Below are 25721 nucleotides of genomic sequence, written 5' to 3' on the forward strand. Positions count from 1 at the left end.
GGTGCGTCGGGTCGTGCCGCTCGGAGGGTCAGCCGACGGTGCAGGGGGAGTCGACGGAGTGCGCCGACCGTCGGGGCGCGAGGTCGCCGGAGTCGATGTGGTCCGGGCCGTCCGGAGTGGACGGCACCGCCAGCTCGGGGCGGCCGAGCTGCTGGACGACCTGGTTGATCACCTGTTGGGCGGCGGCGAGGGAACGCCGGGGCAGCACCCGGCCGTGGGCCTCACGGCGTAGCACGAGGGCGTGCACCGCGGCCCGGACCCGGGCCCGGTCCGCCGCGCTGGCCGTGGCGGTCGCGGCGACGAGCGTCCGGAGGCAGTCGGCGAGCCGCTCGGCGAGGTCGAGGTCGGCGCCGCGCAGACCGGTCCGGGCCAGCGTCAGGTAGGTCTCGACCCGTCGGGTCAGCACGTCCGTACCGACCGGGGCGTCGCGCGGAACGCTGGTCATCCGGGCCCCCTTGCGCCGAGCTGAGGTTTCCGCGAAGTTACTGTATGTCGCACATCATTCGCAAGCAGTTAAGTGAGACTTAGCCCTCATCTCAGGCGATACCAACGATCAGCGGACCAGGGCCGCCCGTTCCGGGCTTGTTGTCGGACCGACCAGGCAGGATTGGCGGGTGACCGACGTGCTGACCTCGTTCGGGACGGCGACCCGGGAGTGGTTCGCCGCCGCGTTCGCCGCGCCCACCGACGCCCAGGTCGGGGCGTGGCGGGCGGTCGGCGCCGGCCGCAACGCCCTGGTGGTGGCGCCGACCGGGTCCGGCAAGACGCTCGCGGCGTTCCTCTGGTCGCTGGACCGGCTGGCCCGCGAGCCGGTGCCGCCGGATCCCCGGCAGCGCTGCCGGGTGCTCTACGTCAGCCCGCTGAAGGCCCTCGCCGTCGACGTCGAACGGAACCTGCGCGCCCCGTTGACCGGGATCCGGCAGGCGGCGTCCCGGTTGGGTCTTCCGCCGCCGGAGATCACCGTCGGCATGCGTACCGGTGACACTCCCGCCGACGAGCGACGGGCCTTCGCGCGTACTCCGCCGGACATTCTGATCACCACGCCCGAGTCGCTGTTCCTGCTGCTCACCTCCGCCGCCCGGGAGTCGCTGCGCGGGGTCGAGACGGTGATCGTCGACGAGGTGCACGCGGTGGCCGGCACCAAGCGCGGCGCCCACCTGGCGCTCTCCCTGGAGCGGCTGGACGAGTTGCTGCCCACCCCGGCCCAGCGGATCGGGCTCTCCGCGACCGTACGCCCGATCGAGGCCACCGCCCGGTTCCTCGGCGGCGCCCGGCCGGTGGCCGTGGTCGCGCCGAAGACGGCGAAGACCATCGAGGTCAGCGTGCAGGTGCCGGTCGAGGACATGACCCGGCTCGACGAGCAGGAGCCACCGGGCGACGACGAGCTGGGTGCACCGCGCCGGGCGTCCATCTGGCCGGCGGTCGAGGAACGGGTGTACGGCCTCGTCCGCTCCCACCGCTCGACCATCGTCTTCACCAACTCGCGGCGCAGCGCCGAACGCCTCTGCGCCCGGCTCAACGAACTCGCCGCCGACGAGGCCGAACTCGCCCCGGACGGCGCCGGGCCAGCGGCGCCCGGCGGTGCGGATGTTGGACCGGCGGCGCTCGGCGGTGCGGGTGCTGGACCGGCGGCGCCCGGCCGCCCGGCCCGACTGCCGGCCGAGATCATGGCGCAGTCCGGTGCCGCCGTCGGCGCCGCCCCGGTGATCGCCCGCGCCCATCACGGCAGCGTGTCCCGGGAGGAGCGTCGGCACATCGAGGAGGCGCTCAAGTCCGGCCAGTTGCCGGCGGTGGTCGCCACCTCCAGCCTGGAACTGGGCATCGACATGGGCGCCGTCGACCTGGTCGTGCAGATCGAGGCACCGCCGAGCGTCGCCGCCGGGCTGCAACGGGTGGGCCGGGCCGGGCACCAGGTCGGCGCGGTCTCCCGGGGAGTGGTGTTCCCGAAGCACCGGGGCGACCTGGTCTCCTGTGCCGTGGTCGCGGAGCGGATGGCGACCGGCACGATCGAGGAGCTGCACTATCCACGCAACCCGCTCGACGTGCTGGCCCAGCAGGTCGTCGCGATGGTCTCGCTCGACCCGTGGCGGGTCGGCGACCTGACCGCGTTGGTACGCCGGGCCGCGCCCTTCGCCGAGCTGCCCGACTCGGCCCTGCACGCCGTCCTCGACATGCTCTCCGGCCGGTATCCGTCCACCGCCTTCGCCGAGCTGCGTCCACGGCTGGTCTGGGACCGGGCCGCCGACCTGCTCACCGGCCGACCCGGGGCGCAACGGCTGGCGGTCACCAGCGGCGGCACGATTCCGGACCGCGGCCTGTTCGGGGTCTTCCTGGCCGGTGCCGAGCGGGCCGCCCGGGTCGGCGAACTGGACGAGGAGATGGTCTACGAGTCCCGGGTCGGCGACGTGTTCCTGCTCGGTTCGTCGTCCTGGCGGATCGAGGACATCACCCCCGACCGGGTGCTGGTCTCCCCCGCCCCCGGCCAGGCGGCCCGGATGCCGTTCTGGAAGGGCGACCAGCTCGGTCGGCCGGTCGAGCTGGGCCGGGCCATCGGCACCCGACTACGTGCGCTGGTCCGGTCCGACGACGAGGCGGGGCGGGCGGCCCTGGCATCGGGCGGGCTGGACGACTGGGCCGCCGGCAACCTGATGGCGTACCTGCGCGAGCAGCAGGGGGCGACCAGGTCGGTGCCGGACGACCGGACGGTGCTGGTCGAGCGGTTCCGCGACGAGCTGGGCGACTGGCGACTGGCCGTGCACTGCGTGCTCGGGGCCCGGGTGAACGGGCCGTGGGCGCTGGCCGTCGGGCGCCGCCTCGCCGAGCGGTACGGGGTGGACGCCCAGGTGATGCCCTCCGACGACGGCATCGTGGTCCGGTTGCCGGACACCGCCGAGGATCCGCCCGGCGCCGAGCTGGTGGCGTTCGACCCCGACGAGATCGCCGGGATCGTCGAGGAGTCGGTCGGCGGGTCTGCCCTGTTCGCCTCCCGGTTCCGGGAGTGCGCCGCCCGGGCGCTGCTGCTGCCCCGCCGCGACCCGCGCCGCCGCCAGCCACTCTGGCAGCAGCGTCAGCGGGCCGCCCAACTGCTCGACGTCGCCCGGGAGTACGCCGACTTCCCGATCACCCTTGAGGCGGCCCGGGAGTGCCTCCAGGACGTCTTCGACCTGCCCGGCCTGGTGACGCTGATGCGGGACATCGCCGCCCGCAAGGTCCGGCTGGTGGAGGTGGAGACGCCGAAGCCGTCGCCGTTCGCCCGCTCGCTGCTCTTCGGTTACGTCGGCGCGTTTCTCTACGAGGGCGACGCCCCACTCGCCGAGCGCCGGGCCGCCGCGCTGGCCCTGGACTCGGCCCTGCTCGGCGAACTCCTCGGCCGGGTGGACCTGCGGGAGCTGCTCGATCCGGCGGTGGTGACCGAGAGCGAGCGCCAGTTGCGGTGGCTGACCGAGCAGCGCCGGCCGCGCGACGCCGAGGACGTCGTCGAACTGCTCCGGCTGCTGGGTGACCTCTCCGACGCCGAGCTGACCGAGCGCGGGGTCCGGCCGGACTGGCTGACCGCGCTCGCGGATGCCCGACGGGTCCTGCGGGTACGGATCGCGGGCGAGGAGCGCTGGATCGGGATCGAGGACGCCGGCCGGTACGCCGACGCGCTCGGCGTGGCCCTGCCGGTCGGGGTCGCGCAGGCGTACCTCGAACCGGTGGCCGACCCGCTCGGTGATCTCGTCGCCCGGTACGCCCGGACCCACGGACCCTTCGCGGCGACCACCTGCGCGGCCCGGTTCGGGCTCGGCGTCTTCGTGGTCGAACAGACGCTGCGCCGGCTCGGCGCCGACGGGCGGGTGGTCTCCGGGGAGTTCTCCCCGACCGGCACCGGCGCCGAATGGTGCGACGCCGAGGTGCTGCGGCTGCTGCGCCGCCGGTCCCTGGCCGCGCTGCGCCGGGAGATCGAGCCAGTGCCGGCCCAGGCGCTGGCCACCTTCCTTCCGCGCTGGCAGCAGGTCGGCGCGGCGGCCCGGGGGGTCGAGGCGGTCGCCGCCGTGGTGGAGCAGTTGCAGGGCGCCGCGATGCCGGCGTCCGCGCTGGAGAGCCTGGTCCTGCCGGCCCGGGTGACCGACTACTCCCCCGCCTACCTCGACGAGCTATGCGCCAGCGGCGAGGTGCTGTGGGCCGGCTCCGGAGCGATCGGCCGGGGCGATGGCTGGGTGACGCTCGCCTACGCCGACTCGGCGGCCCTGCTGTTGCCGCCGCCCGACGACGCGCTGGCGCTGACCCCGCTGCACGAGGCGATCCTGGAGACGCTCGGCGACGGACAGGCGCTCTTCTTCCGCTCGTTGTCCGACCGGATCTCCTCGATGCCCGGCCTGACCGCGACCGACGACGAGGCGTTGGTCGCCGCCGTCTGGGAGTTGGCCTGGGCCGGCTGGCTGACCAACGACACCCTGGCGCCGCTGCGGGCCGTGCTGGGCGGCGGCGGGGCACACCGTCCGCGCCCGGGGGCACCCCGCACCCGGTACCGCCGGCCGGGCCGCCCGACGTTGTCGGCCCGGACCGGGCCGCCGTCGGTCGCCGGGCGCTGGTCCCGGCTGCCCGAGCGGGACACCGACCCGACCCGCCGGGCCGCCGCCCTCGCCGACGTGCTGCTGGAGCGGCACGGGGTGGTGACCCGGGGCGCGGTCGTCGCCGAGGGGGTGTCCGGCGGGTTCGCCGCCGTCTACCCGGTGTTGTCCGCCCTGGAGGAGCGGGGCGCGGCCCGGCGGGGCTACTTCGTCGAAGGACTCGGCGCGGCCCAGTTCGCGGTGCCCGGCGCGGTGGACCGGTTGCGGGCGCTCGCCGAGCCGGACGAGTTGCGCCGCCGGGCGGGTGCGGCCCGGGTGCTGGCCGCCACCGATCCGGCCAACCCGTACGGCGCCGCGCTGCCCTGGCCGGCCCGGGTGATCGACTCTGGCGACGGCACCGTCGATGCGGCGCCGGGTGCGAGCGGCGCGGCGGCGGGCGGCGGAACGGCCGGCGTCGCGACCGGGCACCGGGCGGGGCGCAAGGCCGGCGCGCTGGTGGTGCTGGTCGGTGGCGAACTGGTGCTCTACGTCGAGCGCGGTGGCCGTACCCTGTTGTCCTTTGTAGACGATACTGGGGCGCTGGCCGCCGCCGCCCAGGCCCTCGGCGCGGCGGTCGGGTCGGGGGCGCTCGGTGCGCTCGCGGTGGAACGTGCCGACGGCGCTTCCGTGCACGCGTCGCCGCTGCGCGACGCGCTCACCGCCGCCGGCTTCCGGACCACCCCACGCGGGCTCCGGCTACGCGGCTGATCCGATCGATACCACCTGTTGGTGGTAGGGTCCGGTGGTATGACATTAGCGATCAAACGTACGCTGTCGATGCGCCCTGAGGTCGACCGGATGTTGACCGCACATGTTGACCGCACCCCCGGCGCCACGCTGTCCTCGACGGTCAATGCCGCTCTGGTGGAATATCTCGAGGCGGCCGCCCTGGAGGCTTACCGGCAGTGGGATGCGGACGCAGATCCAGACGAACAGAGTGCCCTGGCCGCGTTCGCGGCTCACGATGACAAGACGTGGGCGACCGAGTGAGGCGGGGAAGCATCCTGCAGTACCTCGTCGGCAGCCACCGGCTGCGGGTTGTTGTCGTTACTGCGGACCGGTATAACCCTGGTCACAGCCTTGTTGCTCCGCTGCGGGAGCGAGCCGCACCGGACCTTGTGCCGGCATTCCTCGTGCCCCTCAGTCGGCAGGACTGGCCGACCGCCGCCGTGATCGACCTGTCCCGGGCGCGGTCCCTGGACCCGGAATCGGTCGCCGGGCCGGCCGGTCAACTTACCCACACGACTCTCACCACTCTGACAGCTGCCGTTCGTACCTACCTCGGCGCCGTGGACTGAGTTCCGCACCCTGATCCGGGACGCTGCGGACCCGTACTGGGAGGCGCACATGATGTCTTTGGCGCACCTGATCCAGGGTCTTGCGAACCCGGACTGGGAGGCGCGGCGGTTGCTCGACCGGATGACGCAGCGGAAGCGATGATCGCAGCCCGCCGCTTCTACGGCATCGCGGCGAGTTTCTCGCCCTCATGCTGGTCCACTACGACATCGCGCCACACCTCGTCGCCCCGCCAGTACACGGCTCGGACGGGCAGGTTCTTGTGGGTCACGATCCACAGACCGTCCAAACCCTGAGGCAGATCGGGTGGCAGCGCCGGCAGGGCACCGTCCTCGATGGCGCCGAACTCGCCGAACCAGTCGATCGTTAGGACGATCACGACGTGGCACTCCGAGAGCCCTGAGATGCGGAGCTTGTGGACCACGTCCGGGCTTGCCTCAAGGAGCACTGAGCACCGCCGCACTACCTCGTCAGCCTGGATCGACCGGCTGGCGGTCGGAAACGGCCAGAGGTGGAAGCCGCGTGAATGCTGCGAGGTGGCGGCGTGCGCCCAACAGGAGGCGACGCCCAGCTTGCGGAACTCCGGCGGCCACGGTTCAAAGTAGGCGTCGCCGTGCAGACGCCTGGTGCACCCGACCTGTCAGCGTACGAACCCTCAGGTTGTGATTGCGGGTCATGAGCGTGGCAGTGTCGGCTGTCCACGCGAAGGTGCGGAGAGATGGCTGTCGGTCCGTCTGGCGTGATGTTGGCGCGGCTCGGTCAGGCGGGTTCGAGTCCGATGAGCCGGGCGAGGACGGCCACTTGGTCGGCGAAGTGTTCGACGAACTCGGAGGATTTGGGGTCGGCGCCGCAGATGCCTTCGATGATGTGCGGCAGCGTCGTGGTTGCCATGGCGGCGGCCATCAGCATGACCACGAGGCACGCCGGATCCACCTCGGCCGGAAGTCGACCGGACTGTTGTAGCGCTCGAAGCGCGTCGACGCTCTCGGCGAGCATTTGGGTCCGGGAGGCGCGGTCGGGGTCGTCGTCCGGGCCGGTGTACTGCAGGCCGCTCCAGGCGAACACGCGGACGCTTTCCGGGCTGCGCAACACCTCCAAGGCGTAGCGGCGCAGCTGCTCCGGTAGAGGTGTGCCCGGTGGTGCAAGCTCGCGTTGCCGCTGCTGCCACTGCTGTGACATGGCCTGGTACAGGCCCGCTTTGCCGTCGAAGTAGTAGGAGATCAGCTGTTGGTTGACGCCCGCTCTGGCTGCGATCGCCCGGATCCGGGCACCGGCGTAACCGTGCGTGCCAAACTCGGCCGTCGCCGCGTCAAGGATCCGTTGACGGGTGCGTTCCGCGTCACGCTGGCGCTCTTGCGGCCGGGGTGACCTGCGCGATCTCGACGACGACACGTAGTGATTATACGTACGCCTGACAAGGCTAATCATACATCTGCTTGACAGATCCATACGTGCGCTTGATGCTGTTGAGGTCGACAGGACCGCGTACGAGGAAGGACAACGAGATGTCAGGTGGAGCACGGATCCTCATCGCAGGCGCCGGCATTGGCGGGCTGGCGCTGGCGCAGGCGCTGCGTCTCGGCGGCCTGGATGTCGCCGTGTACGAACGGGACCCCACGCCGAAGACCCGTAACCAGGGCTACCGCATCCACATCGACCCGAACGGCAACGCCGCGTTGCGGACCTGCCTGCCGGTGCAGGCGCTCGACCGTGTCCGCCGCACCAGTGGAGTCAACGGTGACCTGGTGGCTGCATACACCCACCAGTTGGAGCAAGTGATGGCCCAGACGTTTCCGGGAATCACCAGCGACGAGATCACCCACGTGGACCGGGACGCGTTTCGGCAGGGGCTGCTCACCGGTCTGGCCGACGCTGTCTGCTTCGGACGGACAGTGGCCGGCTACCAGCTCACCGGTCCGGGCCGGGTCCGGGTGGACTTTGTCGAAGGTGGCAGCGACGAGGGCGACCTTCTGATCGGCGCGGACGGCGTCGGTTCGGCAATACGCAGGCAACTGCTCCCGCACGCCGCCACACGAGACCTGGGCCTCCGGTGCATCTACGGCCGGATGACGATCGACGAGGCCACCGACACCCTCATCCCGGAAGACTTCAACCGCGGTTTCTGCTGGGTCGCCGACGAGAATGGGTACGGTGCCGGGTTCGCGACAGTGCGGTTCCGCTCCCGTCCCGAGGGCGCAACGGATTACCTGATGACCACCCTCGTCGCGACCTCGGAGCGTCTCGGGACGCCTGATGAAACGCTGTTCAAGCTTTCGTCGGAGGCCCTGTGGCAGATCGCCGTCGAGGCCACGAGCGACTGGCATCCGGCGATCCGGACGCTTTTCGCGCACGCCGACACCGACACCTTCTTCCCGATCGCGATCCGGGCCAGCGAGCGCATCGACGTCTGGGAGTCGGGCCCGGTCACGCTGCTCGGCGACGCCATCCACACCATGCCGCCGACCGGCGGCGTCGGCGCCAACACCGCGCTACAGGACGCCGCGACGCTAGCCGGCGAGCTACTGTCCGCCGCACGCGGCGAAAAGTCACTCGCCGAGGCGGTCGCCGCCTACGAGCACGTCATGCTGCCCCGCGGCTTCGACACCATCGAGAACTCCCTCCGGATGGCCGACCGGATGTTCGCCAAGGCGCACTGACAACCGGCGACCGGTCGAGCCCAACCGGGGGGATCGCCGACAACGGCGGAGAGGAACCAACCGGATACGAACCCCGAAACGGCAGGTCACAGGCGTTGCCTTCCGGAGCGGAAGGCGCTCGGAGGCGACCGCGACGGCCGGAGTTTACGCAGCTCAACGGGTATGCAGGGTAGAACGTTCACCCGCGTGTCCGTGCGCCCGGCAGGACTCGAACCCGCCACCCGGTTCAGATGACCGTCACGGTGATGGTGGCGCGGACGGGTCGGCGGCACGGTGCACGGCGAGTTCCAGGTCGATGAAGGCGCCGATCATCGCCCGGTAGGTGCGTTCGACGACCTCCGGGCTGGCGCCCACCTCCTCGGCGACGGCGCGAACCCGGGCGATGACCTGCGCCACCCGGTCGGGGGCCCGGACCGCCGCGTCGTCGGACTTGAGCCGCCCCGCCTGGCGTACCAGGGTCTCCCGCTCGCCCAGCAGCCGTACGACCTCCCGGTCGAGGAGGTCGATCCGGGCGCGAATCTCCGCCAGGTCCGCTACCTGCTCAGCACTCATTCGCCTCGCCTACCCCTCGGCCGATCGATCCGTCCGCCGGGACCGTACCGCAGTCCAGCCGGCCAATAGTTGACATCGACTATTCAGAGCTGGATAGTTGAAGCTGACCATGGCGCAGACGTTCGCCGGGGCAGATGGGAGAACCGTGATGACGACGACCACCCCAGGGGCAACCACCACCCCGGTACGGATTGCGGCCCACCACGCGGTGACGAAGCGGCTCGGCAACTGGACCACCGACCGGGAGTTCGAGGTACGCGCCCATCACGGTGTCGCCGTGCTCGACCTGCGCTCGCCGCACATTCCGGCCGGCGAGATCCGGATCACCGCCGACCTCGACCGCGCGGTGCTGAAGCTGCTCGTCGCCGAGAACGCCGTGCTCGACGACTGGGACCTGAGCCGGATCGGCCGGAGCAGGGTCAAGGACGCGGTGGGCCCGAACGCGGCCGACGGCCGGCGTGTCGTGGTCACCGGTCAACTCCGGCGTGCCGAGATCCGCGTACACCGGGGCGGGATCGCCGTCCTGTCCGCGATGTTCACCAGGGAGTATTGGTCCGACCTGCGGCGGGCGCACCGGCAGGGCGGGTTCCCCACCGTGGCCGACCCGACCCGCACCGCCTGACCGCCCAGCACATCGACGCGCGCCCGGGACGGCGCGCGAGGCGGAGAAGTAGATGACGAAGAAGCGGAAGGTCGGCAACCTGCTCGCGCTGGCCGTGCTCTCCTACCTGATCCAGCGCCCCATGCATCCCTACGAGCTGGGTCGGACGCTGCGCGACAACGGCGACGCGCGCAGCATCAGGTTCAACCACGGCTCGCTCTACATGGTGGTCCAGCAACTCGCCAGGGCCGGCTTCATCGTCGGACAGGAGACCAGCCGCGAGGGGCAGCGTCCGGAACGCACCGTGTACGCGCTGACCGACGCCGGCCGGGCCGAACTGCGCGACTGGCTGCGCGAACTCGTCGAGGAGCCGCAACACGAGTACCCGCACTTCGTCGCCGCGCTCTCGTTGATCGCGGCGCTGCCGCCGAGCGAGGCGATCGTCCTGCTGCGCCGGAGGCTCGACCGGCTCGGCGAGCAGCGCGCCGAGGTCCGCGCCCTGGTGGACGGCGCGCTGGCGGGCGGCGTACCGGGGCTGTTCCTGATCGAGGAGGAGTACCGGCTCGCGCTGCTGGAGGCCGAGTCGTCGTTCGTCGAGCGCCTTCTCGGTCAGATCACCGATCCAGAAACCGACTGGGGTCGACTGTGGGCCGAGTTCCACGGCGAACCAGCCCCCTGACCTGGGAGGAACTGTGACACACACCCGGACCGCACTGGTGATCGGCGGCGGCATCGCCGGCCCGGTCGCGGCGATGGCACTACAGAAGGCCGGCATCTCCGCGACCGTGTACGAGGCCCACCACGACACCGCCGACACGGTCGGTGGCGGCCTGAGCATTGCGCCCAACGGCCTGAACGCGCTCGGCGTACTCGATGCCGACCGGGTCGTACGCGAGATCGGCGAGCCGATGACGGCGATGGTCCTACAGAGCTGGACCGGCAAGCGGCTCGGCGAGTTCGGCAGCCCGTCCGACCTGCCGAGCATGCAGTTCGTCTGGCGCCCCGACCTCTACCGGGCGCTCTACGCCGAGGCGACCCGCCGAGGGATCCAGATCGCGCACGGCCGGCGGCTGGTCGACGTCACCGAGACCGCCGAGGCGGTGACCGCCCACTTCGCGGACGGTACGTCGGCCGGTGCCGACGTCCTGGTCGGCGCCGACGGCCTGCGGTCCACCACCCGGGCGCTGATCGCCCCGGACGCACCACGTCCCCGCTACACCGGCCTGGTCAGTTTCGGTGCCCGCCTGGACCGGACCGGGCTGACCTCCACCGGCGGCAGGATGCACATGGTCTTCGGCCGGCAGGCCTTCTTCGGCTACCAGATCCTCGACGACGGCAGTGGCGGCTGGTTCGTGAACCTGCCGCACCGGGCGCCGATGACCACCGCCGAGGCCCGGCAGACCAGCACCGAGCAGTGGCTGGCCGTGCTCCGCGAGGCGTTCGCCGCCGATCGGACGCCGGCCCTGGAGCTGCTTCGCCGGACCGAACCGGCCGACCTGCTCATCGTCGGTCCGATGGAGGACCTGCCCACGGTGCCGACCTGGAGCCGGGGCCGGTCGGTGCTGGTCGGCGACGCCGCGCACGCCCCGTCCAGCAGCTCCGGGCAGGGCGCCTCGCTGGCGATCGAGAGCGCCGTGCAGCTCGCCCGCTGCCTGCGTGACCTGCCGCACGCCGAGGCGTTCGCGGCGTACGAGCGGCTGCGCCGGTCCCGGGTGGAGAAGATCATTGCGATGGGTGCCCGTACCAATCGCGACAAGGCGGCCGGTCCGCTGGGTCGGGTGCTCCGGGACCTGCTGATGCCGGTGGCGATGAGGTTCGTGAAGCCGGAGAAGATGGCCTGGCAGTTCGACTACCGCATCGACTGGGACCAGCGGGTCACCGCCGCCGGATCCCCGGTCCGCGCCGACCGGGTCGCGTCCTGAGCAACCGGTCGCCGTCGGAGGCTTGACTGACGTCGTGCAGGGTAGGCTAACCTAACGGCACGCTGTCCGCGCAGAGCCGGCGACGTCGCGTACCGAGAGGCAGGCCGATGACCGAGGTTTCCACCGCCACGCCGCTGGTCGCCCCGTGGCGGCTCTTCCCGGCCGAGGTCGCCCGGCTACGCCGAATGAGCCCGTCCTTCCTCCGGGTGACCTTCACCGGAGCGGACCTCGACACGTTCGCCGACCCCGGCTACGACCAGCGGATCAAGCTCGTCTTCCCGGTTCCCGTACACGGCTTCCGGTACCTGCCCGACGGCACGGACTGGTACGCACGCTGGCGGGCGCTGCCCACGGAGTTGCGCAACCCGTTCCGCACCTACACGGTGCGGGCGGTCCGGCGACACGCCCGCGAGGTCGACGTCGACATCGTGCTGCACGGCCACGGCCACGGCGGGGCGTACGGCGCGCACGGGCCGGCGGCCCGCTGGGCCACGGCCGCGCAGCCGGGAGACCGGGTGGTCATCATGGGTCCGGACGACGGCTACCGCGGCGACCACGGTGGACGGGAGTTCCAGCCCGCCCTGGCGACCCGCACCCTGCTGCTCGCCGGGGACGAGACCGCCGTTCCCGCGATCGCCGCGATCGTCGAGCGGCTGCCGGCGCAGAGCCGGGGCGAGGTCGTCCTGGAGGTGCCGCACCCGGGCGACGTCCTCGACCTGCCGGCTCCGCCGATGGTGACCGTGACCTGGTTGCCCCGGTCCGGTGCGCCGCACGGCAGCCTGCTGGTCCCGGCCGTCCGGGCGGCGGCCGAGCGGCTGATCCCCGTCGCACCGCCGGTCCCGGCCAGCGCGCCCGAGGACGGCGCCGACCCGGACGAGGAGCTGTGGGAGGTGCCGGTGGGCCTGTCCGGCGGCGGGCACTACGCGTGGCTGGCCGGCGAGTCCGGAGTGATCCGGGCGCTGCGCCGGCACCTGGTCTCGGAGCGGGGCCTCGACCGCGAATCGGTGGCCTTCATGGGCTACTGGCGGCTGGGCCGGGCGGACGACGACGCCTGACCACGACGCCTAATTACGGCGCCCGATCACGACTCGCGGGGCGCCGGCATCCGGCCCGGCCGGGCGAGGCCGTCGACGCCGGGCTGACGCCCGACGTCGACGGAGTGGGCGCGCTACAGGTGCGGGGCGACCTCGCTGGCGATCAGGTCCAGGTGGTCCAGATCGGCCAGGTCGAGCACCTGGAGGAAGAACCGTTCCACGCCGTGCTTGGCGTACTCCTGTAGCTGCTCGACGACCTGGTCCGGCGTGCCGGCGACGCCGTAGGCACCCCGCATCCCCGCCGGGTCGCGGTCGACCGCCTCGCCCCGGCGCCGTACCTCGGCGTCGGAGCGACCGCAGAGCACCGTGAGCGCGGCGGAGAGCACCAGCGGCGCACGGCCGGCCGCCGCGCGGCCGGTCCGCTCGCAGGCCCCGGCCACCGCCGCGTAGCTCCGGGCCACGTCGTCCGCCGAGCTGAACGGCACGTTGAACTCGTCGGCGAACCGGGCGGCCAACATCGGGGTACGACGCAGCCCCTTGCCGCCGACGATCACCGGTGGCGTCGGCGACTGCACCGGCTTCGGCAGCGCGGGCGAGTCCGTGAGCTGGTAGTACGTTCCCCGGTAGTCGAACGTCTCGCCGACCGGCGTGGACCACAGCCCGGTGATCACCTCCAGTTGCTCGGTGAGTCGGTCGAACCGCTCGCGCGGTGACGGGAACGGGATCCCGTACGCCTGGTGTTCGGCGTCGAACCAGCCGGTGCCGAGCCCCAGCTCGACCCGGCCGCCGCTCATCGCGTCCACCTGGGCGACGCTGATCGCCAGCGGCCCCGGCAGCCGGAACGTCGCCGAGGTGACCAGCGTGCCGAGCCGGACCCGGGACGTCTGCACCGCCAGGGCGGCCAGGGTCAGCCAGGCGTCGGTCGGGCCGGGCAGCCCGCTGCCGTCCATGGTCAGGTAGTGGTCGGACCGGAAGAAGCCGTCGAAGCCGCAGTCCTCGGTGTGCCGAGCGATCCGGAGCAGATCGTCGTACGCCGCCCCCTGCTGGGGTTCGGTGAAGATACACAAGCGCATACCGTTACCTTGCCAGGCGGGCCGGAGGGAGCGGACAGGTGTCGGAGATGCTGGTACGGGCGGCGGAACCGGCGGACCGGATCGCGGTCGACGCCCTGCACGACCGGGAGTGGGGCGGCCCGTACGTGATCGCCCACGACGTCCGGTACGACCTGCGCGAACTGCCCACCCTGGTCGCCGTCGACGGCGCGGGGACGCTGCTCGGCGCGCTGGCCTGGCGGCTCGACGACGGCGGGCTGGAGGTGGTGAGCATCGTGGCCGACTCCTCCGGCGGCGGCGTCGGCACCACCCTGCTGTCCGCCGCGATCGAGGCGGCACGAGCCCGGCGTGCCGACCGGCTCTGGTTGATCACCAGCAACGACAACCTGCGAGCGCTGCGCTTCTACCAGCGGCGTGGCCTGCGGATCGTCGCCGTCGACCCGGGCGCGGTGGACCGGGCCCGGCGGCTGAAGCCGAGCATTCCGACGGTGGGTGAGGACGGAATCCCGCTGCACGACGAACTGGTGCTCGAACTGCGGCTGGGCCCGGAGCCGACGGACTAGTCTTCCGGCTGTGCCCGGCTATCCATGGCTCAGCCTGACCACCGACTACGGACTCTCCGACGGATTCGTGGCGGCCTGCCACGGGGCGGTCGCCCGGATCGCCCCGGCGGTACGGGTGATCGACGTGACCCACCTGGTCCCGGCCGGCGACGTGGCCCAGGGTGCCGCCGTACTCGCCCAGACCGTCGGACATCTGCCGCCGGCCGTACACGTCGCGGTGGTCGACCCCGGCGTAGGTACGGCCCGACGCGGCATCGCCGTACGCACCCCCGGCGGGTTGCTCGTCGGCCCGGACAACGGCCTGCTGCCCTGGGCCGCCACGACCCTCGGCGGGGTGACCGAGGCGGTGGAGCTGACGAATCCGGAGTGGTTCCCCGAGGTGTCCCGGACCTTCCACGGCCGGGACGTCTTCGCCCCCGCCGCCGCCCGGTTCGCGCTCGGCGCGGCGCTGGTCGAGGCCGGCCCGCCGATCGAACCGACCGGCCTGGTCCGGCTCCCGGACCCGGTGGTCGCCGAGGGCGACGGCTGGCTGGAGGCCGGGGTGCTGACCGTCGACCACTTCGGCAACGTCCAGCTCGCCGCGCCCGGATCCACTCTGGACCGGCTCGGGCCGGTGGTCCGGATCGGCGGCCTCCGGGCGGTCCGGGGCGCCACCTTCGGCGACGCGCCGCCCGGCGAGCTCGTCGCGTACTCCGACTCCGCCGGTCGACTGGCGCTGGCGGTGAACGGGGGTCGCGCGGCCGACGTACTGGGGGTGGCAGCGGGCGACCTGCTGCGACTGGAATGACCAGCAGGCCCGCCTAATGCAGGAGAATTGTCTACTGTGCCCGCGCCGTACCGCTGTGAAATGCTATCGGCCGTGGGGAAACACTCGATCGATTTCGCCGCCTGTCCGTGCTGCGCGCACCGGACCGGGGGCGGCACCTGTCCGGTCTGTTTCTGGACCGACGACGGTTCCACCGACCAGAATGCCGGCGTCGTACAGGGCGGTCCCAACGGCGACCTCAGCCTGTCACACGCTCGGCTCAACTACGCCATCTACGGCGCGAGCCACCCGCGCTACCAGGATGCGGTCCGCCAGCCCCGTCCCGACGAGTTGCCCTGATCGCGGAACGGGCAGCAGACTCGGACCGCTGGGGCAGGATGAACTGGTGCCCGAAGGCGACACCGTGTGGAACACGGCCCGTGCGTTACACCGCGCGCTGGCCGGTGGTCAGCTGACCGCTAACGATTTCAGGGTGCCGCAACTCGCCACCGTCGACCTGACCGGGGCGGTCGTGCTGGAGTCCACCGCCCGGGGCAAGCACCTGCTGCTGCGGTTCCGCGCCCCGGCCGACGGGCAACCGCTGACCCTGCACTCGCACCTGCGGATGGACGGCGCCTGGCGGGCGTACGCCCCGGGAGAGCGCTGGGCGGCGCGGCCGGCGCACACGATCCGGGCCGTGCTGCGCACCTCGGACGCCGTGGCGGTCGGCTACCACCTGCACGATCTCGCCCTGGTTCCCACGGCCGAGGAGGCGGCGCTGGTCGGACACCTCGGGCCGGACCTGCTCGGGCCGGACTGGGATCCCGCCGAGGCGGTCCGGCGGCTCGCCGCCGAGCCGAACCGGAGCATCGCGGAGGCCCTGCTCGACCAGACCAACCTCGCCGGCATCGGCAACCTGTACAAGTCCGAACTGCTGTTCCTGCGCGGGGTTTCGCCGTGGACTCCGGTTCGGGACGTGCCGGACCTGCCCGGCATGGTGGCACTGGCCCACCGGCTGCTGATGGCGAACCGGGGCCGTTGGACGCAGAGCACCACGGGTTCCCTGCACCGGGGCCGGACCAGCTACGTCTACGGCCGCCGGTCCGAGCCGTGCCGTCGGTGTGGCGCGACGATCCTCAAGCGCGACCAGGGCGAACGGGTGACGTACTGGTGCCCGGCCTGCCAGCCGGGCCGCGACTGAGCTGGAGCGGTCCGCTGGCGTCAGCAGGGCCGGCAGGTAGATTTCTGCGGTGACGTCGGATCGGTCGGTCCCGACGGACGGTCGACGACCGGGGTCCGTCGGTTTCGCCTGCGTGGTCGGCGCCCTGGCCGGCGCCGCGCTCGCCGGTCACTGGGGCGGGCTGGCCACCGCCCTCGGGGCGGTGATCGGCGGGGGCGGACTCGGCGGGTCGGAGGCGGTGGCCCGGGCACGGCAACGTCCCGGCCAGATTCCCGCCCTGTGGGCCCGGATAGCGATGAGCGTCGCGCTGGCCGCCCCGCTCGGCTGGGTGGCCGAACGACTTCCCGGCGTCGGTCCGCTCCCGCTGGGCCTGGCGGTCGGGCTGCTGGTCGGGATCCTGGGGGTGCGTCCGCAGAAGGTGCTGCTGGGACCGGCCGTGGGGGCCGCCGTGGGCGGGGCTGCGATCGCCACCGGACACCCCGTACCGGGTGCGGTGGTGGCGGCCGGCGTGGTGCTGGCGTACCGGATCCTGTCGGCCCTGCTCTTCCGCGATGCCCAGGTCAGCCTGCTGGCCGAGCGGGTCCCGGCGGAGGAACTGCCCTTCGTCGTCCCACTGGCGGCCCAAACCAGGTACGTGGGAACCGACTACGTCCGGACGCTGGCCACGTCGCTCGGCGGCGGCTACGTCGCGGACGCGCCGGACGTCGGGATCGTCTCCTCGCTCGACGAACTGGCCGGCCCCCAGTTCGACCCCGGTACCGTCGACCCACGGGTACGGGAGTTCTACGAACACACCACCCGGTTCGCGCTCGACATCGTGCCCCGGTGGCGGCTGTGGGTACGCCCCGGCTACCTGCTCTACCGTTGGCTGGTGGCACGCCCGCTCGGACAGGCCAACGTGCCGATGAACCAGCGTGAGACGCTGCGGGGCATCCGGAGCCGGATCGACACCATCAGCCCGTCCGGAACGCAGGTGGTGGGCATCCGTGGCTGGATCCGGTCCTTCGCCGACACCGACGAACCGATCTACGTCGGCATCTACACCACCTATCGGCGGGCCGGGCGCGGCTACGTCAGCGTCGGCTTCCCGCTCCCCCAGGCCAGCTTCACGGCCACCCTGCTCCCGCAGGCCCGCCCCGACGGCGGGCTGCTCCTGACCAGCCGAAGTGATCTCGACCAGCCCGGTCACTACCTGACCTTCGTCGACCCGGACTCCGGAGACCTGACCGCCCTGGCGATGGACGGTTTCACCGAGCAGCTCGATGTCCACGTCGAGGACGACGAACTGCGCGCGGAGCACCGCTTCTGGCTCTTCGGCTTTCCGTTCCTCGTCCTGCACTACCGGATGACTCGCAAGCCGGGCCGGTAGCGGCACCGACGGTCGCCGATCCCGGCATCACCGACCGGACCGAGCGTGCGTGCCAATCCCGGAGTCGAAGCGCTTCTGTACGCCACTGCCCGTATCCAATCCTGGCACTGCGCGGTTGACTGCTTACGGATCGTCAGCAGGTTCCCGGGCTGTCGGCGGACCAGCCGACGGACCGGCCCCAGGCCGCGAGTCGACCACCTCGACCGCTGACGACCTGCGGTGACGTCGAGCTGTACTCCGGGGAGGGGCGTGGCCATGTTCAAGAGGTTCGCGGCACACCGGGCGGCCCGCGCGGAGCAGGCCAGGAGCCAGAACGCCGCCGGCCGGACCACGAAGAGCACGGTGCCGGCGGCCCGGGTCGGCACCGATCCCCGCTCGGTGGCGGCCCTTGACCCGTCCGCCCCACCTGACTACTTCGGCTTCGTACCGAACTTCGCGTACAGCCCGCTGCCGGTGCCGGACTCCGACGGGCAGGTGGTGACCGGCACCGGGATCCGAAAGTTCGTCACCGCGCTGCCCCGGGCCGGTGGTGCGCCGAACGAGCTGGGCAACCTGATCCCGGTGGCCGTGCCGGACACGACGACGTACCCCGGCTGTGACTACTACGAGATCGGCGTGCAGGAGTACCCGCAACGCCTGCACCAGGACCTGCCGCCGACCCGGCTACGCGGATACCGGCAGCTCAACAACGGTACCGACGCCAACGGGCACAACACGGTGGCGCCGCCGGGCCGGGCGTACCACCTCGGGCCGTTGATCCTGGCGCAGCGGGACCGGCCGGTCCGGGTCAAGTACGTCAACCAACTGCCGGTCGGGGCCGAGGGCAACCTCTTCCTGCCGGTGGACCCGACCATCCGGGGCGCCGGCAGCGGTCTTCCGGTGACGGTGGGCGCCGGCAGCGGATCGCCGGGCGGCCACCCGGTGCCGGGTACGGCCAGCGGGGCGCCGGGCGAGCCGGAGCCCTATCCACAGAACCGGTCCGCGGTCCACCTGCACGGCGGTCGTACCCCGTGGATCAGCGACGGCGGCCCGACGCAGTGGACCACGCCGGCCGGCGAGACGAGCGCCCACTCGCACGGCGCCAGCTACGCCACCGTGCCCGACATGCCCGATCCCGGTGCCGGTGCGGTGACCGCGTTCTACCCGAACCAGCAGAGCGGCCGGCTGCTCTGGTACCACGACCAGACCGAGGGGATCGCCCGGCTGACCGTCTACTCCGGGCAGGTCGGCCTCTACCGGCTCGACGACCCGGTGCAGCGGCAACTCCTCGACGAGTCGGTGCTCCCGGCCGACGAACTTCCCCTGGTCATCCAGGACAGGACCTTCGTACCGGACGACGCCCAACTCGCCGCCCAGGACCCGACCTGGGACGTCGCCAACTGGGGCGGCAAGGGCAGCCTCTGGTTCCCGCACGTCTACATGCCCAGCCAGAACCCCTACAACGAGTCCGGCACGAACCCGATGGGCCGATGGGACTACGGGCCCTGGTTCTGGCCACCGTTCACCGGGATCACCCACGGACCGGCGCCGAACCCGTACCACGACCCGGAGGCACGGCCGTGGGAGCCGCCGATCCAGCCCGGCACCCCCACCCCGTCGGCGGTGCCCGACGCGTTCGGAGACTCCCCGCTGGTCAACGGCGCCGCGTACCCGTACCTGAGGCTGCGGCCCGCCGCGTACCGGTTCCGGGTCCTCAACGCCTGCAACGACCGCAGCCTCAACCTCCAGCTCTACTACGCGGCGTCCAGCGCCCCGATGTGGCATCCGGACGGCACGCTGGCCGACGGCGACGCCGGTGAGGTGCCGATGGTGGCGGCCCGGCCGAACCCCGACTACCCGCCGAGTTGGCCGACCGACGGCCGGTGCGGCGGGGTGCCCGACCCGGCCGCGGCCGGACCGGACTGGATCCAGATCGGCTCGGAGGCCGGTCTGCTGCCGGCGGTGGCCGTGCTGCCCAGCCAGCCGATCAACTACCAGTACAACCGCCGGGACGTCACGGTACTCAACGTCACCGAGCACGCCCTGCTGCTCGGCCCGGGGGAACGGGCCGACGTGATCGTCGACTTCTCCTCCGTACCGCCGGGGGCGAACCTGATCCTCTACAACGACTGTCCCGCGCCGATGCCGGGCTTCGACCCGCGCAACGACCACTACACGGGCGACCCGGACCAGACCTCGGCCGGCGGGGCACCGAGCACGCTGCCCGGTTACGGCCCGAACACCCGGACCCTGATGCAGATCCAGGTGGTCGGCACGCCGGCCCCGCCGTTCGACGTCGACCGACTTCGGGAGCGGCTTCCCCTGGCGTACGGGCAGAGCCAGCCGCCGCCGATCGTGCCGCAGAAGGCGTACGACGCCGCGTTCGGCACCAGCACGCCGAAGAACACGTACGTGCCGATCGACGACACCTCGATCACCTTCACCCCGTACGGCGGCAGCGCCCCGGTGACCCTCGACCTGCATCCCAAGGCGATCGTCGCGGAATTCGACCCCGAGTACGGGCGGATGAACTTCCTGCTCGGTACGGAGCTGCCCAAGACCAGCACGCTGATCCAGACGACGATCCCACTGACCCGGGTCGACCCGCCGACCGAGATCCTGCACCCGTCGGATTCCGCCGCCCCGGTCGGCTCCCCCGGCGACGGCACCCAGCTCTGGAAGATCACCCACAACGGGATGGACACCCACGCCGTCCACTTCCACCACGTCAACGTCCAGCTCGTCAACCGGGTCGGCCGGGACGGGGCGATCAAGCCGCCCGAGCCGAACGAGGTGGGTTGGAAGGACACCGTCCGGATGAACCCGTTCGAGGCCACGATCGTGGCGATCCGGCCGACCCTGCCCGAGCCGCTGCCGTTCAAGGTCCCGGACAGCGTCCGGCTGCACGATCCCAGCCAACCGGTCGGCTCGGTGCGCGGGTACACCCAGGTCAACCCGAGGACCGGCGAACCGGCGATGGTGACCAACCGGCTGCACGACTTCGGTTGGGAGTACGTCTGGCACTGCCAGCTGCTCGGACACGCGGACCACCAGATGACCCGCCCGATGGTGCTCCGGTTCTCGCCGGCCGCCCCGACCGGACTCGCGGCGCGGCCGGCGCCCGGCTCGGCCACCGTACTGCCGGCGATCGTGATCGCCTGGACGAACAACTCCCGGCCGCGCCCCGGCCCGTCCACTCCCCCGGCCGCCACCAACAGCCTGATCCAGCGGGCCACCGACGCCGCCTTCACCCGGGACCTGACCACCTTCGAGGTGCCCGCCACCGACAACCGGTACGTCGACTCGACGGTCACCCCGGGGGTTACCTACTACTACCGGGTCCGCGCGGAGAACAGCGTCGCCCACTCCGCGTACTCGAACACCACCAGCACGCTGGTCCAGTTGCTGCCGCCCACCGGGCTGGTGGCGACCGTCGCCAGCGGCCCACCGCTGCGGGTCAACCGGGGCTGGGTGAACCGGTCCTTCGCCACCACCGTGGATCTCCAGCGGGCCACCAATCCCACCTTCACCAGTGGGCTGGTCACCACCACCATCGGAGTCACCAGCGCCTGTCCGGACAGTCCCGTCGGGGCCGACACCACCTACTACTACCGGGTCCGGACCGGCTATCTGGGTGCCTCGTCACCGTGGTCCAACGTCTCCACAGTGGTCACTCCGGCCGTACCGGCGACGCCGACCGACCTCCGGCTGGCCGACGCCAGCGGCACCACGGCCGGATCCGGCACCGCCGCGGTAACGGTCACCTGGACCGTCGCGGTCACCAGCCTGGTCACCAGTTTCACCCTGTACCGCGCCACCAGCCCCGGCTTCAGCACCGAACTGGCGACGTTCACCCTCCCCGGCGGTACCCGGTCGTTCCACGACACCGACCTGACCGGCGACACCGTCTACCACTACCGGATCCAGGCCGGCAACGCGGCCGGCTCGTCGGTGGTCAGCCGCTCCGTCTCGATCCGCACCCCACCGCTGTGACCGGGCACGCCACCGCTATGACCGGGTGCGGGCGCGGATACCACGCGGGCGGTCAGGAGCCGGGCCGGGGCATCCCCCGGGTCGCCCGCAGCTCCGCGAGCCCGGCCGCCACACCGCGCAGCAGATCGGTCGCTTCGGTGAGCCGGGACACCGCACCGTGGCCGTCGCCCTCCCAGCCGTCCTCGGCGACGTAACCGGCCGCCGCCGCGACCATGCGCTCGTACGCCGACACGCCCCCGTCGAGTTCGGTCAGCAGGGTGCGGTGGGCCATGTCCAGTTCGACCCGGGCGTCGACGGGGGCAAGCCGCCGCGCCCGGTCCACGCTGGCCACCCGGTCGGCCAGATCGCGCAACGACCGTTCCGCCACCGCCGCCTCCAGCGCCGCCGTACCGGCCGGGCCGGTCAGCCGTCCGGCGAGCCCGGCCATGGTCGCCGCAGCCCGATCCAGCCGGGCCCAGGGTTCCGCCGCGGACGAGCCGCGCAGGGCGATCCGGGCGCGCTGCCGGCGTACCTCGGCCAGCGCCTGGCGGCCGGCGGGCATCCGCTCGACGACGGCGACCAGCCGGGCGCGGGCCTGGTCGGCCGTGACCGGCTCGGGTGGTGGCGGTACCGGCTCCGCGGCCAGGGCCCGGAAGTCCGACCAGCGCCAGATCGCCAGCATGACCGATCCGCCGGCCGCCGCCGTCCAGGCCGCGTCCGGCAGTCCCAGTCCCTGGTACGGGGTGAGGATGGCGGCCGCCCCGCCCAGGCCGCCGGCCAGCACACTCCAGCGACGAACCGACCGGCGCAGGCTACGCAGCCGGCGCAGGTGACGGGCTCTCTGATCGGCCACGTCGCCGCCTCCTCGCTATGGACCGCCGGCTCAGCCGGCGGCGCTGTTCCCGCCGGCCTGCTTGTCCCTGGCGAGGCTGGCGCGGATCTCGTCGAGCCGGGCCACCCCGGCGGGGTCCCCCGTCGGAGCCGCCGACTCGACGGCCGGACCGCCCGCGCCGGCCAGCTTCTCGCCGGCCATGCTGGAGCGGATCTGCTCCAGCCGGGACGCGCCGGCCAGGTCGAGGGTCGACTTCTGGATCTCCAGCATCCGTCCCTCGACCGAGTTGCCGGCCAGTTCGGCCCGCCCCATCGCGTTCGCGTAGCGCCGCTCGATCCGGTCCCGCACCTCGTCGAGCGAGGGCGTGTTGCCCGGCGCGGCGAGTGCGGACATCGACTCCAGCGACCGGGCCACGCTCTCCTGCATCTTGGCCTGCTCAAGCTGGCTGAGCAGCTTGGCCCGCTCGGCCAGCTTCTGCTGGAGGATCATGGAGTTGTTCTCGACCGCCCGCCGGGCCTGCGCGGCAGCGCCGATGGCCTGGTCGTGCAGGGTCTTGAGGTCCTCGGTCGACTGCTCGGCGGCGACGAGCTGGGTGGCGACGGTCTGCGCGCTCTGCTCGTACTTGGTCGCCTCGGTCTCGTCGCCGGCAGCCCGGGCCCGATCGGCGAGCACCAGGGCCTGCCGGGCCATCCCCTGCAGGCGCTCGACCTCGGACATCTGACGGGACAGCCGCATCTCGAGCTGACGCTGGTTGCCGATCACCGCTGCCGCCTGCTGCACCAGCGCCTGATGCTGACGCTGCGCATCCTCGATGGCCTGCTGGATCTGCACCTTGGGATCGGCGTACTCATCGATCTTGGCGCCGAACAAGGCCATCATGTAACGCCAGCCCTTGACGAACGGGTTCGCCATTTCCCGGTATCCCCTCAGTGTGATCGCTCCGGAAGCCGTGTCGGCCGACCCGCCGAGGCGCCCGCGCGACACGATCTCCATCGTCCCAGTCTCGCGCCACCCCGGCATACAACCTCAGGGGGATATCCACCGGATATGCCGCTAAGGGCCCACCGTAACGCGGTACGCCCCTACCGAGCCACACCTTCCCGACCCCGTCCGCACCGGAATCCCTGGCGGGACAGCCCCGGACGGGGCGGTGGAAGCAGCCGAACGGCCGCGCAGGAGGCTGCCCGACCGTCAGCCGACGCAGACGACGTCGCGCTCGGGGTTGGCGGACGGCCGGATCCGGCGGGTGGTCCGCAGGGTCGCCTTCAGCGGCGATTCCTGCCGGACCGTCACCGATACGGTGCCGTCGGTCGTGATCTGCCGCACCGTGTCGGCCGCGAGCTGGCGTACCCCGGCGTCGGCCAGGTTGCGTACGGCCGGCTCGGCCATGCCCGCTCGGGGCAGGTGCGCCTCGACCTGCGCAGACTGGGTGGCGGGCTCGCCTCGGACCGGCTGGCTCCGGGCCGGCTCGGCCTCCACGGGCTGCTGCCGGACCGTCTCCGGGTACGTCGAGTCGATCCGCGCCGGCTCGTCGGCCGACGATCCCGACTCCGGACGCCTCGGCACCATCCGCTCGGCCGGGGCCATCCGCTCGGCCGCCGGGCGCTCCTGCACCGGTACCAGCACCCCGGGCAGTTGCTCGGCCACCTCGACGGTGTCACTCACGTCGCGGAGCAGTTCCGAGAGCCGGGCCCCGAGGGCGTCACAGATCGCCGCCAGCAGCTCGCTCGACGCTTCCTTCTGCCCGCGTTCGATCTCGGAGAGGTAGCCGAGGCTGACATTGGCGGCGGAGGACACCTCGCGCAGGGTCCGGTGCTGCCCCTGCCGACGCGCCCGTAGCGCGTCACCGATCACCCGGCGTAGCAGGACCATCGCACCTCCCGTTGTCGCGGGACCAAGACTTCCCGGACGTCGGACCGGCGTCGCGCGTCGATCACGCCGCAGAGCGGCGGTGACCCACGACGTCGACTGCCCGAGCCTTCCCGCAACCGTACCCGGTACGGCCGCTTCCGACATCCCGGCCCGCCACTCCGGCCCGGCCCGCCGGCCCGGCCCGCCAGTCCGGCCCGCCAGTCCGGCCCGCCAGTCCGGCCCGCCAGTCCGGCCCGCCAGTCCGGCCCGCCAGTCCGGCCCGCCAGTCATCCGGCCGACCGGGTCAGCCCGCCCGGCTCGCCGGCCGCCCGTCGACCTCGGCGTGCAGCCGGTCGGCCAGCAACCGCAGCGCACCGGTCACCGCCCCGATCCGGATCCGCAGCCTGTTGCCGGCGAGTTCGAGCCGCCGTACCACGGTGCCGGACGGTCCCGCCGCCGCGACGAAGACCAGTCCCACCGGTTTGCCGTCCTGTGGCTCCGGCCCAGCCACTCCGGTGGTGGAGAGGCACCAGTCCGCCGCGCAGCGCACCCGGCCCCCCTCGGCCAGCGCCACCGCGACGTCCGGGTCGACGGCCCCACGCGCGGCCAGCAGGTCCGCCGGCACACCGACCAGCGACGACTTCAGCTCGGTCGCGTACGCCACCAGACCGCCCCGGAACACGCTGCTCACCCCCGCGATGTCGACGATCGCCGCGGCCAGCAGCCCGCCGGTGAGTGATTCGACCACCGCCAGGCTCTCGCCCCGGTCGGCGAGCGCGTGCACCACCGCCGCGGCCGCGTTGTCGACCTCACGCACCGGATCATCCATCCGATCCTCCCGAACGCTCCGGCCGGGCCTCGTGTGCTCCGACCACCGCCACCCGGACCGGACGCCGCAGTCGCAGCGCCCGCACCACGTAGTCGAGCCCGGTCAGCACGGTCACCACGACGGCGACGGCCAGGATCCACGGACCGACCCCGACCAGATCGGCGGGGACCGGCCAGAGGTACCAGACGATCGCCAGGATCTGGACGGCGGTCTTGGCCTTTCCGCCCCGACTGGCCGCGATGACGCCGTAGCGGATCACCCAGAAACGGATCAGCGTGACCCCGAACTCGCGGGCCAGGATCAGCACGGTGACCCACCAGGGAATACGGTCATACCAGGACAGTAAGACCAATGCGGTGCCGGTCAGCGCCTTGTCGGCGATCGGGTCGGCCACTTTGCCGAAGGAGGTCACCAGGGCGTAGCGGCGGGCGATCCACCCGTCCACCAGATCCGTCATCGACGCGAACGCGAAGGTCAGACAGGCGGCCACCCGCCAACCCGAGTGGACCATGTCGGAGGCGATCACCAGACCGATGAACACCGGCACCAGCGCCAGCCGGAGCGCGGTCAGCGCGTTGGCCGCGTTGACGATCGGTACCGGACCGACCCGGCCAGGCGTGGCGTCGAGCGTGCCGGCGGCACGCCCCGGGCCTCCCGCCGGGCCCGGAACCGGACCTACCGGGGCGCCCGGCACC

Annotated in this window: 23 protein-coding genes and 1 pseudogene; 14 read left to right on the forward strand and 10 right to left on the reverse strand. The window is 72.4% G+C overall.

Annotated features, from left to right (window positions below; all coding sequences use genetic code 11):
- Positions 1-28 precede the first annotated feature (28 nt).
- Positions 29-445: a hypothetical protein gene (locus ACFP2T_RS13775; protein WP_377421411.1), complete on the reverse strand. Its 417-nt coding sequence runs from the start codon at positions 443-445 to the stop codon at positions 29-31.
- 169 nt (positions 446-614) lie between these two features.
- On the opposite strand from ACFP2T_RS13775, the gene ACFP2T_RS13780 reads away from it, so the two are divergent.
- The 3 genes from ACFP2T_RS13780 to ACFP2T_RS13790 are packed head-to-tail and all read left to right on the forward strand — an operon-like array spanning position 615 to position 5890.
- Positions 615-5300 (forward strand): ATP-dependent helicase, encoded by a 4686-nt coding sequence (locus ACFP2T_RS13780; protein WP_377421413.1) that lies wholly within the window; start codon positions 615-617, stop codon positions 5298-5300.
- 39 nt (positions 5301-5339) lie between these two features.
- On the forward strand, positions 5340-5582 hold the full coding sequence (locus tag ACFP2T_RS13785) for a hypothetical protein (RefSeq protein ID WP_377421415.1): 243 nt from the start codon (positions 5340-5342) through the stop codon (positions 5580-5582).
- Positions 5579-5890 (forward strand): type II toxin-antitoxin system PemK/MazF family toxin, encoded by a 312-nt coding sequence (locus ACFP2T_RS13790; RefSeq protein WP_377422799.1) that lies wholly within the window; start codon positions 5579-5581, stop codon positions 5888-5890. The genes ACFP2T_RS13785 and ACFP2T_RS13790 overlap by 4 nt, the downstream gene beginning before the upstream one ends.
- 158 nt (positions 5891-6048) lie before the next feature.
- On the opposite strand, the gene ACFP2T_RS13795 is transcribed toward ACFP2T_RS13790, so the two are convergent.
- Both ACFP2T_RS13795 and ACFP2T_RS13800 read right to left on the reverse strand, forming a co-directional pair.
- The gene (locus ACFP2T_RS13795) at positions 6049-6267 is read right to left on the reverse strand and encodes a hypothetical protein (protein ID WP_377421417.1); all 219 of its coding nucleotides are present in this window, start codon (positions 6265-6267) and stop codon (positions 6049-6051) included.
- 380 nt (positions 6268-6647) lie between these two features.
- Positions 6648-7280, reverse strand: coding sequence for a TetR/AcrR family transcriptional regulator (locus ACFP2T_RS13800; protein ID WP_377421419.1), 633 nt, complete (start codon positions 7278-7280; stop codon positions 6648-6650).
- A gap of 113 nt (positions 7281-7393) precedes the next feature.
- On the opposite strand from ACFP2T_RS13800, the gene ACFP2T_RS13805 reads away from it, so the two are divergent.
- Positions 7394-8545: an FAD-dependent oxidoreductase gene (locus tag ACFP2T_RS13805; RefSeq protein ID WP_377421421.1), complete on the forward strand. Its 1152-nt coding sequence runs from the start codon at positions 7394-7396 to the stop codon at positions 8543-8545.
- A 237-nt stretch (positions 8546-8782) separates the two neighbouring features.
- Here the strand turns inward: ACFP2T_RS13805 and ACFP2T_RS13810 are convergent, their stop codons facing one another.
- A complete protein-coding gene (locus ACFP2T_RS13810) occupies positions 8783-9097 on the reverse strand; it encodes a chorismate mutase (RefSeq protein WP_377421423.1) in 315 nt (104 codons plus the stop codon).
- Between the two features lie 148 nt (positions 9098-9245).
- Between ACFP2T_RS13810 and ACFP2T_RS13815 the strand changes: the two genes are divergently transcribed.
- The 4 genes from ACFP2T_RS13815 to ACFP2T_RS13830 all read left to right on the forward strand — a co-directional run bounded on the left by ACFP2T_RS13815 (position 9246) and on the right by ACFP2T_RS13830 (position 12675).
- Positions 9246-9719 (forward strand): hypothetical protein, encoded by a 474-nt coding sequence (locus ACFP2T_RS13815; protein WP_377421424.1) that lies wholly within the window; start codon positions 9246-9248, stop codon positions 9717-9719.
- A gap of 52 nt (positions 9720-9771) precedes the next feature.
- Positions 9772-10377, forward strand: coding sequence for a PadR family transcriptional regulator (locus tag ACFP2T_RS13820; protein ID WP_377421426.1), 606 nt, complete (start codon positions 9772-9774; stop codon positions 10375-10377).
- A 13-nt stretch (positions 10378-10390) separates the two neighbouring features.
- Positions 10391-11620 (forward strand): FAD-dependent oxidoreductase, encoded by a 1230-nt coding sequence (locus ACFP2T_RS13825; RefSeq protein WP_377421428.1) that lies wholly within the window; start codon positions 10391-10393, stop codon positions 11618-11620.
- A gap of 107 nt (positions 11621-11727) precedes the next feature.
- Positions 11728-12675, forward strand: coding sequence for a siderophore-interacting protein (locus ACFP2T_RS13830; protein WP_377421430.1), 948 nt, complete (start codon positions 11728-11730; stop codon positions 12673-12675).
- A 113-nt stretch (positions 12676-12788) separates the two neighbouring features.
- Here ACFP2T_RS13830 and ACFP2T_RS13835 read toward each other — a convergent pair whose 3' ends face one another.
- On the reverse strand, positions 12789-13727 hold the full coding sequence (locus tag ACFP2T_RS13835) for an LLM class F420-dependent oxidoreductase (RefSeq protein ID WP_377421432.1): 939 nt from the start codon (positions 13725-13727) through the stop codon (positions 12789-12791).
- A gap of 47 nt (positions 13728-13774) precedes the next feature.
- Here ACFP2T_RS13835 and ACFP2T_RS13840 point away from each other — a divergent pair, with 47 nt between their 5' ends.
- The 6 genes from ACFP2T_RS13840 to ACFP2T_RS13865 all read left to right on the forward strand — a co-directional run bounded on the left by ACFP2T_RS13840 (position 13775) and on the right by ACFP2T_RS13865 (position 21535).
- Positions 13775-14269 carry a GNAT family N-acetyltransferase gene (locus ACFP2T_RS13840; RefSeq protein WP_377422801.1) on the forward strand — a complete coding sequence of 165 codons (495 nt, stop codon included), beginning with the start codon at positions 13775-13777 and terminating at the stop codon, positions 14267-14269.
- Between the two features lie 10 nt (positions 14270-14279).
- On the forward strand, positions 14280-15056 hold the full coding sequence (locus ACFP2T_RS13845; protein ID WP_377421434.1) for an SAM hydrolase/SAM-dependent halogenase family protein: 777 nt from the start codon (positions 14280-14282) through the stop codon (positions 15054-15056).
- 72 nt (positions 15057-15128) lie between these two features.
- Complete coding sequence (locus tag ACFP2T_RS13850; protein ID WP_323373526.1) at positions 15129-15374, forward strand: CPCC family cysteine-rich protein; 246 nt, start codon at positions 15129-15131, stop codon at positions 15372-15374.
- 46 nt (positions 15375-15420) lie between these two features.
- Entirely contained in the window at positions 15421-16215 is a 795-nt protein-coding gene (locus tag ACFP2T_RS13855; RefSeq protein WP_377421437.1) for a DNA-formamidopyrimidine glycosylase family protein, read from the forward strand.
- Between the two features lie 49 nt (positions 16216-16264).
- A complete protein-coding gene (locus ACFP2T_RS13860) occupies positions 16265-17563 on the forward strand; it encodes a hypothetical protein (protein ID WP_377421439.1) in 1299 nt (432 codons plus the stop codon).
- Between the two features lie 255 nt (positions 17564-17818).
- Entirely contained in the window at positions 17819-21535 is a 3717-nt protein-coding gene (locus tag ACFP2T_RS13865; RefSeq protein ID WP_377421441.1) for a multicopper oxidase domain-containing protein, read from the forward strand.
- 52 nt (positions 21536-21587) lie between these two features.
- On the opposite strand, the gene pspM is transcribed toward ACFP2T_RS13865, so the two are convergent.
- From pspM to pgsA, 5 genes and pseudogenes are all read right to left on the reverse strand, one after another.
- Positions 21588-22367 carry a phage shock envelope stress response protein PspM gene (gene pspM, locus ACFP2T_RS13870; RefSeq protein WP_377421443.1) on the reverse strand — a complete coding sequence of 260 codons (780 nt, stop codon included), beginning with the start codon at positions 22365-22367 and terminating at the stop codon, positions 21588-21590.
- Positions 22368-22397: 30 nt separating this feature from the next.
- Positions 22398-23258, reverse strand: a complete 861-nt coding sequence (locus tag ACFP2T_RS13875) for a PspA/IM30 family protein (protein ID WP_377421445.1) — start codon at positions 23256-23258, stop codon at positions 22398-22400.
- 683 nt (positions 23259-23941) lie between these two features.
- A pseudogene (locus ACFP2T_RS48115) lies at positions 23942-24218 on the reverse strand (helix-turn-helix domain-containing protein); the annotation flags it as partial.
- A 283-nt stretch (positions 24219-24501) separates the two neighbouring features.
- Positions 24502-25026 carry a CinA family protein gene (locus ACFP2T_RS13885; protein ID WP_377421449.1) on the reverse strand — a complete coding sequence of 175 codons (525 nt, stop codon included), beginning with the start codon at positions 25024-25026 and terminating at the stop codon, positions 24502-24504.
- A complete protein-coding gene (gene pgsA / locus ACFP2T_RS13890; RefSeq protein WP_377422804.1) occupies positions 25019-25618 on the reverse strand; it encodes a CDP-diacylglycerol--glycerol-3-phosphate 3-phosphatidyltransferase in 600 nt (199 codons plus the stop codon). Before pgsA ends, ACFP2T_RS13885 begins: the two co-directional genes overlap by 8 nt.
- Between the last annotated feature and the right edge of the window lie 103 nt (positions 25619-25721).

This window comes from Plantactinospora solaniradicis, from assembly GCF_042658085.1.
GTDB lineage: Bacteria > Actinomycetota > Actinomycetes > Mycobacteriales > Micromonosporaceae > Plantactinospora > Plantactinospora solaniradicis.

Excerpts from the sequence above, each read along its gene's own strand:
- ACFP2T_RS13775 (WP_377421411.1), bottom strand. The coding sequence starts at position 445 with ATGACCAGCGTTCCGCGCGACGCCCCGGTCGGTACGGACGTGCTGACC.
- ACFP2T_RS13785 (WP_377421415.1), top strand. The coding sequence starts at position 5,340 with ATGACATTAGCGATCAAACGTACGCTGTCGATGCGCCCTGAGGTCGAC.
- ACFP2T_RS13805 (WP_377421421.1), top strand. The coding sequence starts at position 7,394 with ATGTCAGGTGGAGCACGGATCCTCATCGCAGGCGCCGGCATTGGCGGG.
- ACFP2T_RS13810 (WP_377421423.1), bottom strand. The coding sequence starts at position 9,097 with ATGAGTGCTGAGCAGGTAGCGGACCTGGCGGAGATTCGCGCCCGGATC.
- ACFP2T_RS13815 (WP_377421424.1), top strand. The coding sequence starts at position 9,246 with ATGACGACGACCACCCCAGGGGCAACCACCACCCCGGTACGGATTGCG.
- ACFP2T_RS13820 (WP_377421426.1), top strand. The coding sequence starts at position 9,772 with ATGACGAAGAAGCGGAAGGTCGGCAACCTGCTCGCGCTGGCCGTGCTC.
- ACFP2T_RS13830 (WP_377421430.1), top strand. The coding sequence starts at position 11,728 with ATGACCGAGGTTTCCACCGCCACGCCGCTGGTCGCCCCGTGGCGGCTC.
- ACFP2T_RS13835 (WP_377421432.1), bottom strand. The coding sequence starts at position 13,727 with ATGCGCTTGTGTATCTTCACCGAACCCCAGCAGGGGGCGGCGTACGAC.
- ACFP2T_RS13840 (WP_377422801.1), top strand. The coding sequence starts at position 13,775 with ATGCTGGTACGGGCGGCGGAACCGGCGGACCGGATCGCGGTCGACGCC.
- ACFP2T_RS13865 (WP_377421441.1), top strand. The coding sequence starts at position 17,819 with ATGTTCAAGAGGTTCGCGGCACACCGGGCGGCCCGCGCGGAGCAGGCC.
- ACFP2T_RS13875 (WP_377421445.1), bottom strand. The coding sequence starts at position 23,258 with ATGGCGAACCCGTTCGTCAAGGGCTGGCGTTACATGATGGCCTTGTTC.
- ACFP2T_RS13885 (WP_377421449.1), bottom strand. The coding sequence starts at position 25,026 with ATGGATGATCCGGTGCGTGAGGTCGACAACGCGGCCGCGGCGGTGGTG.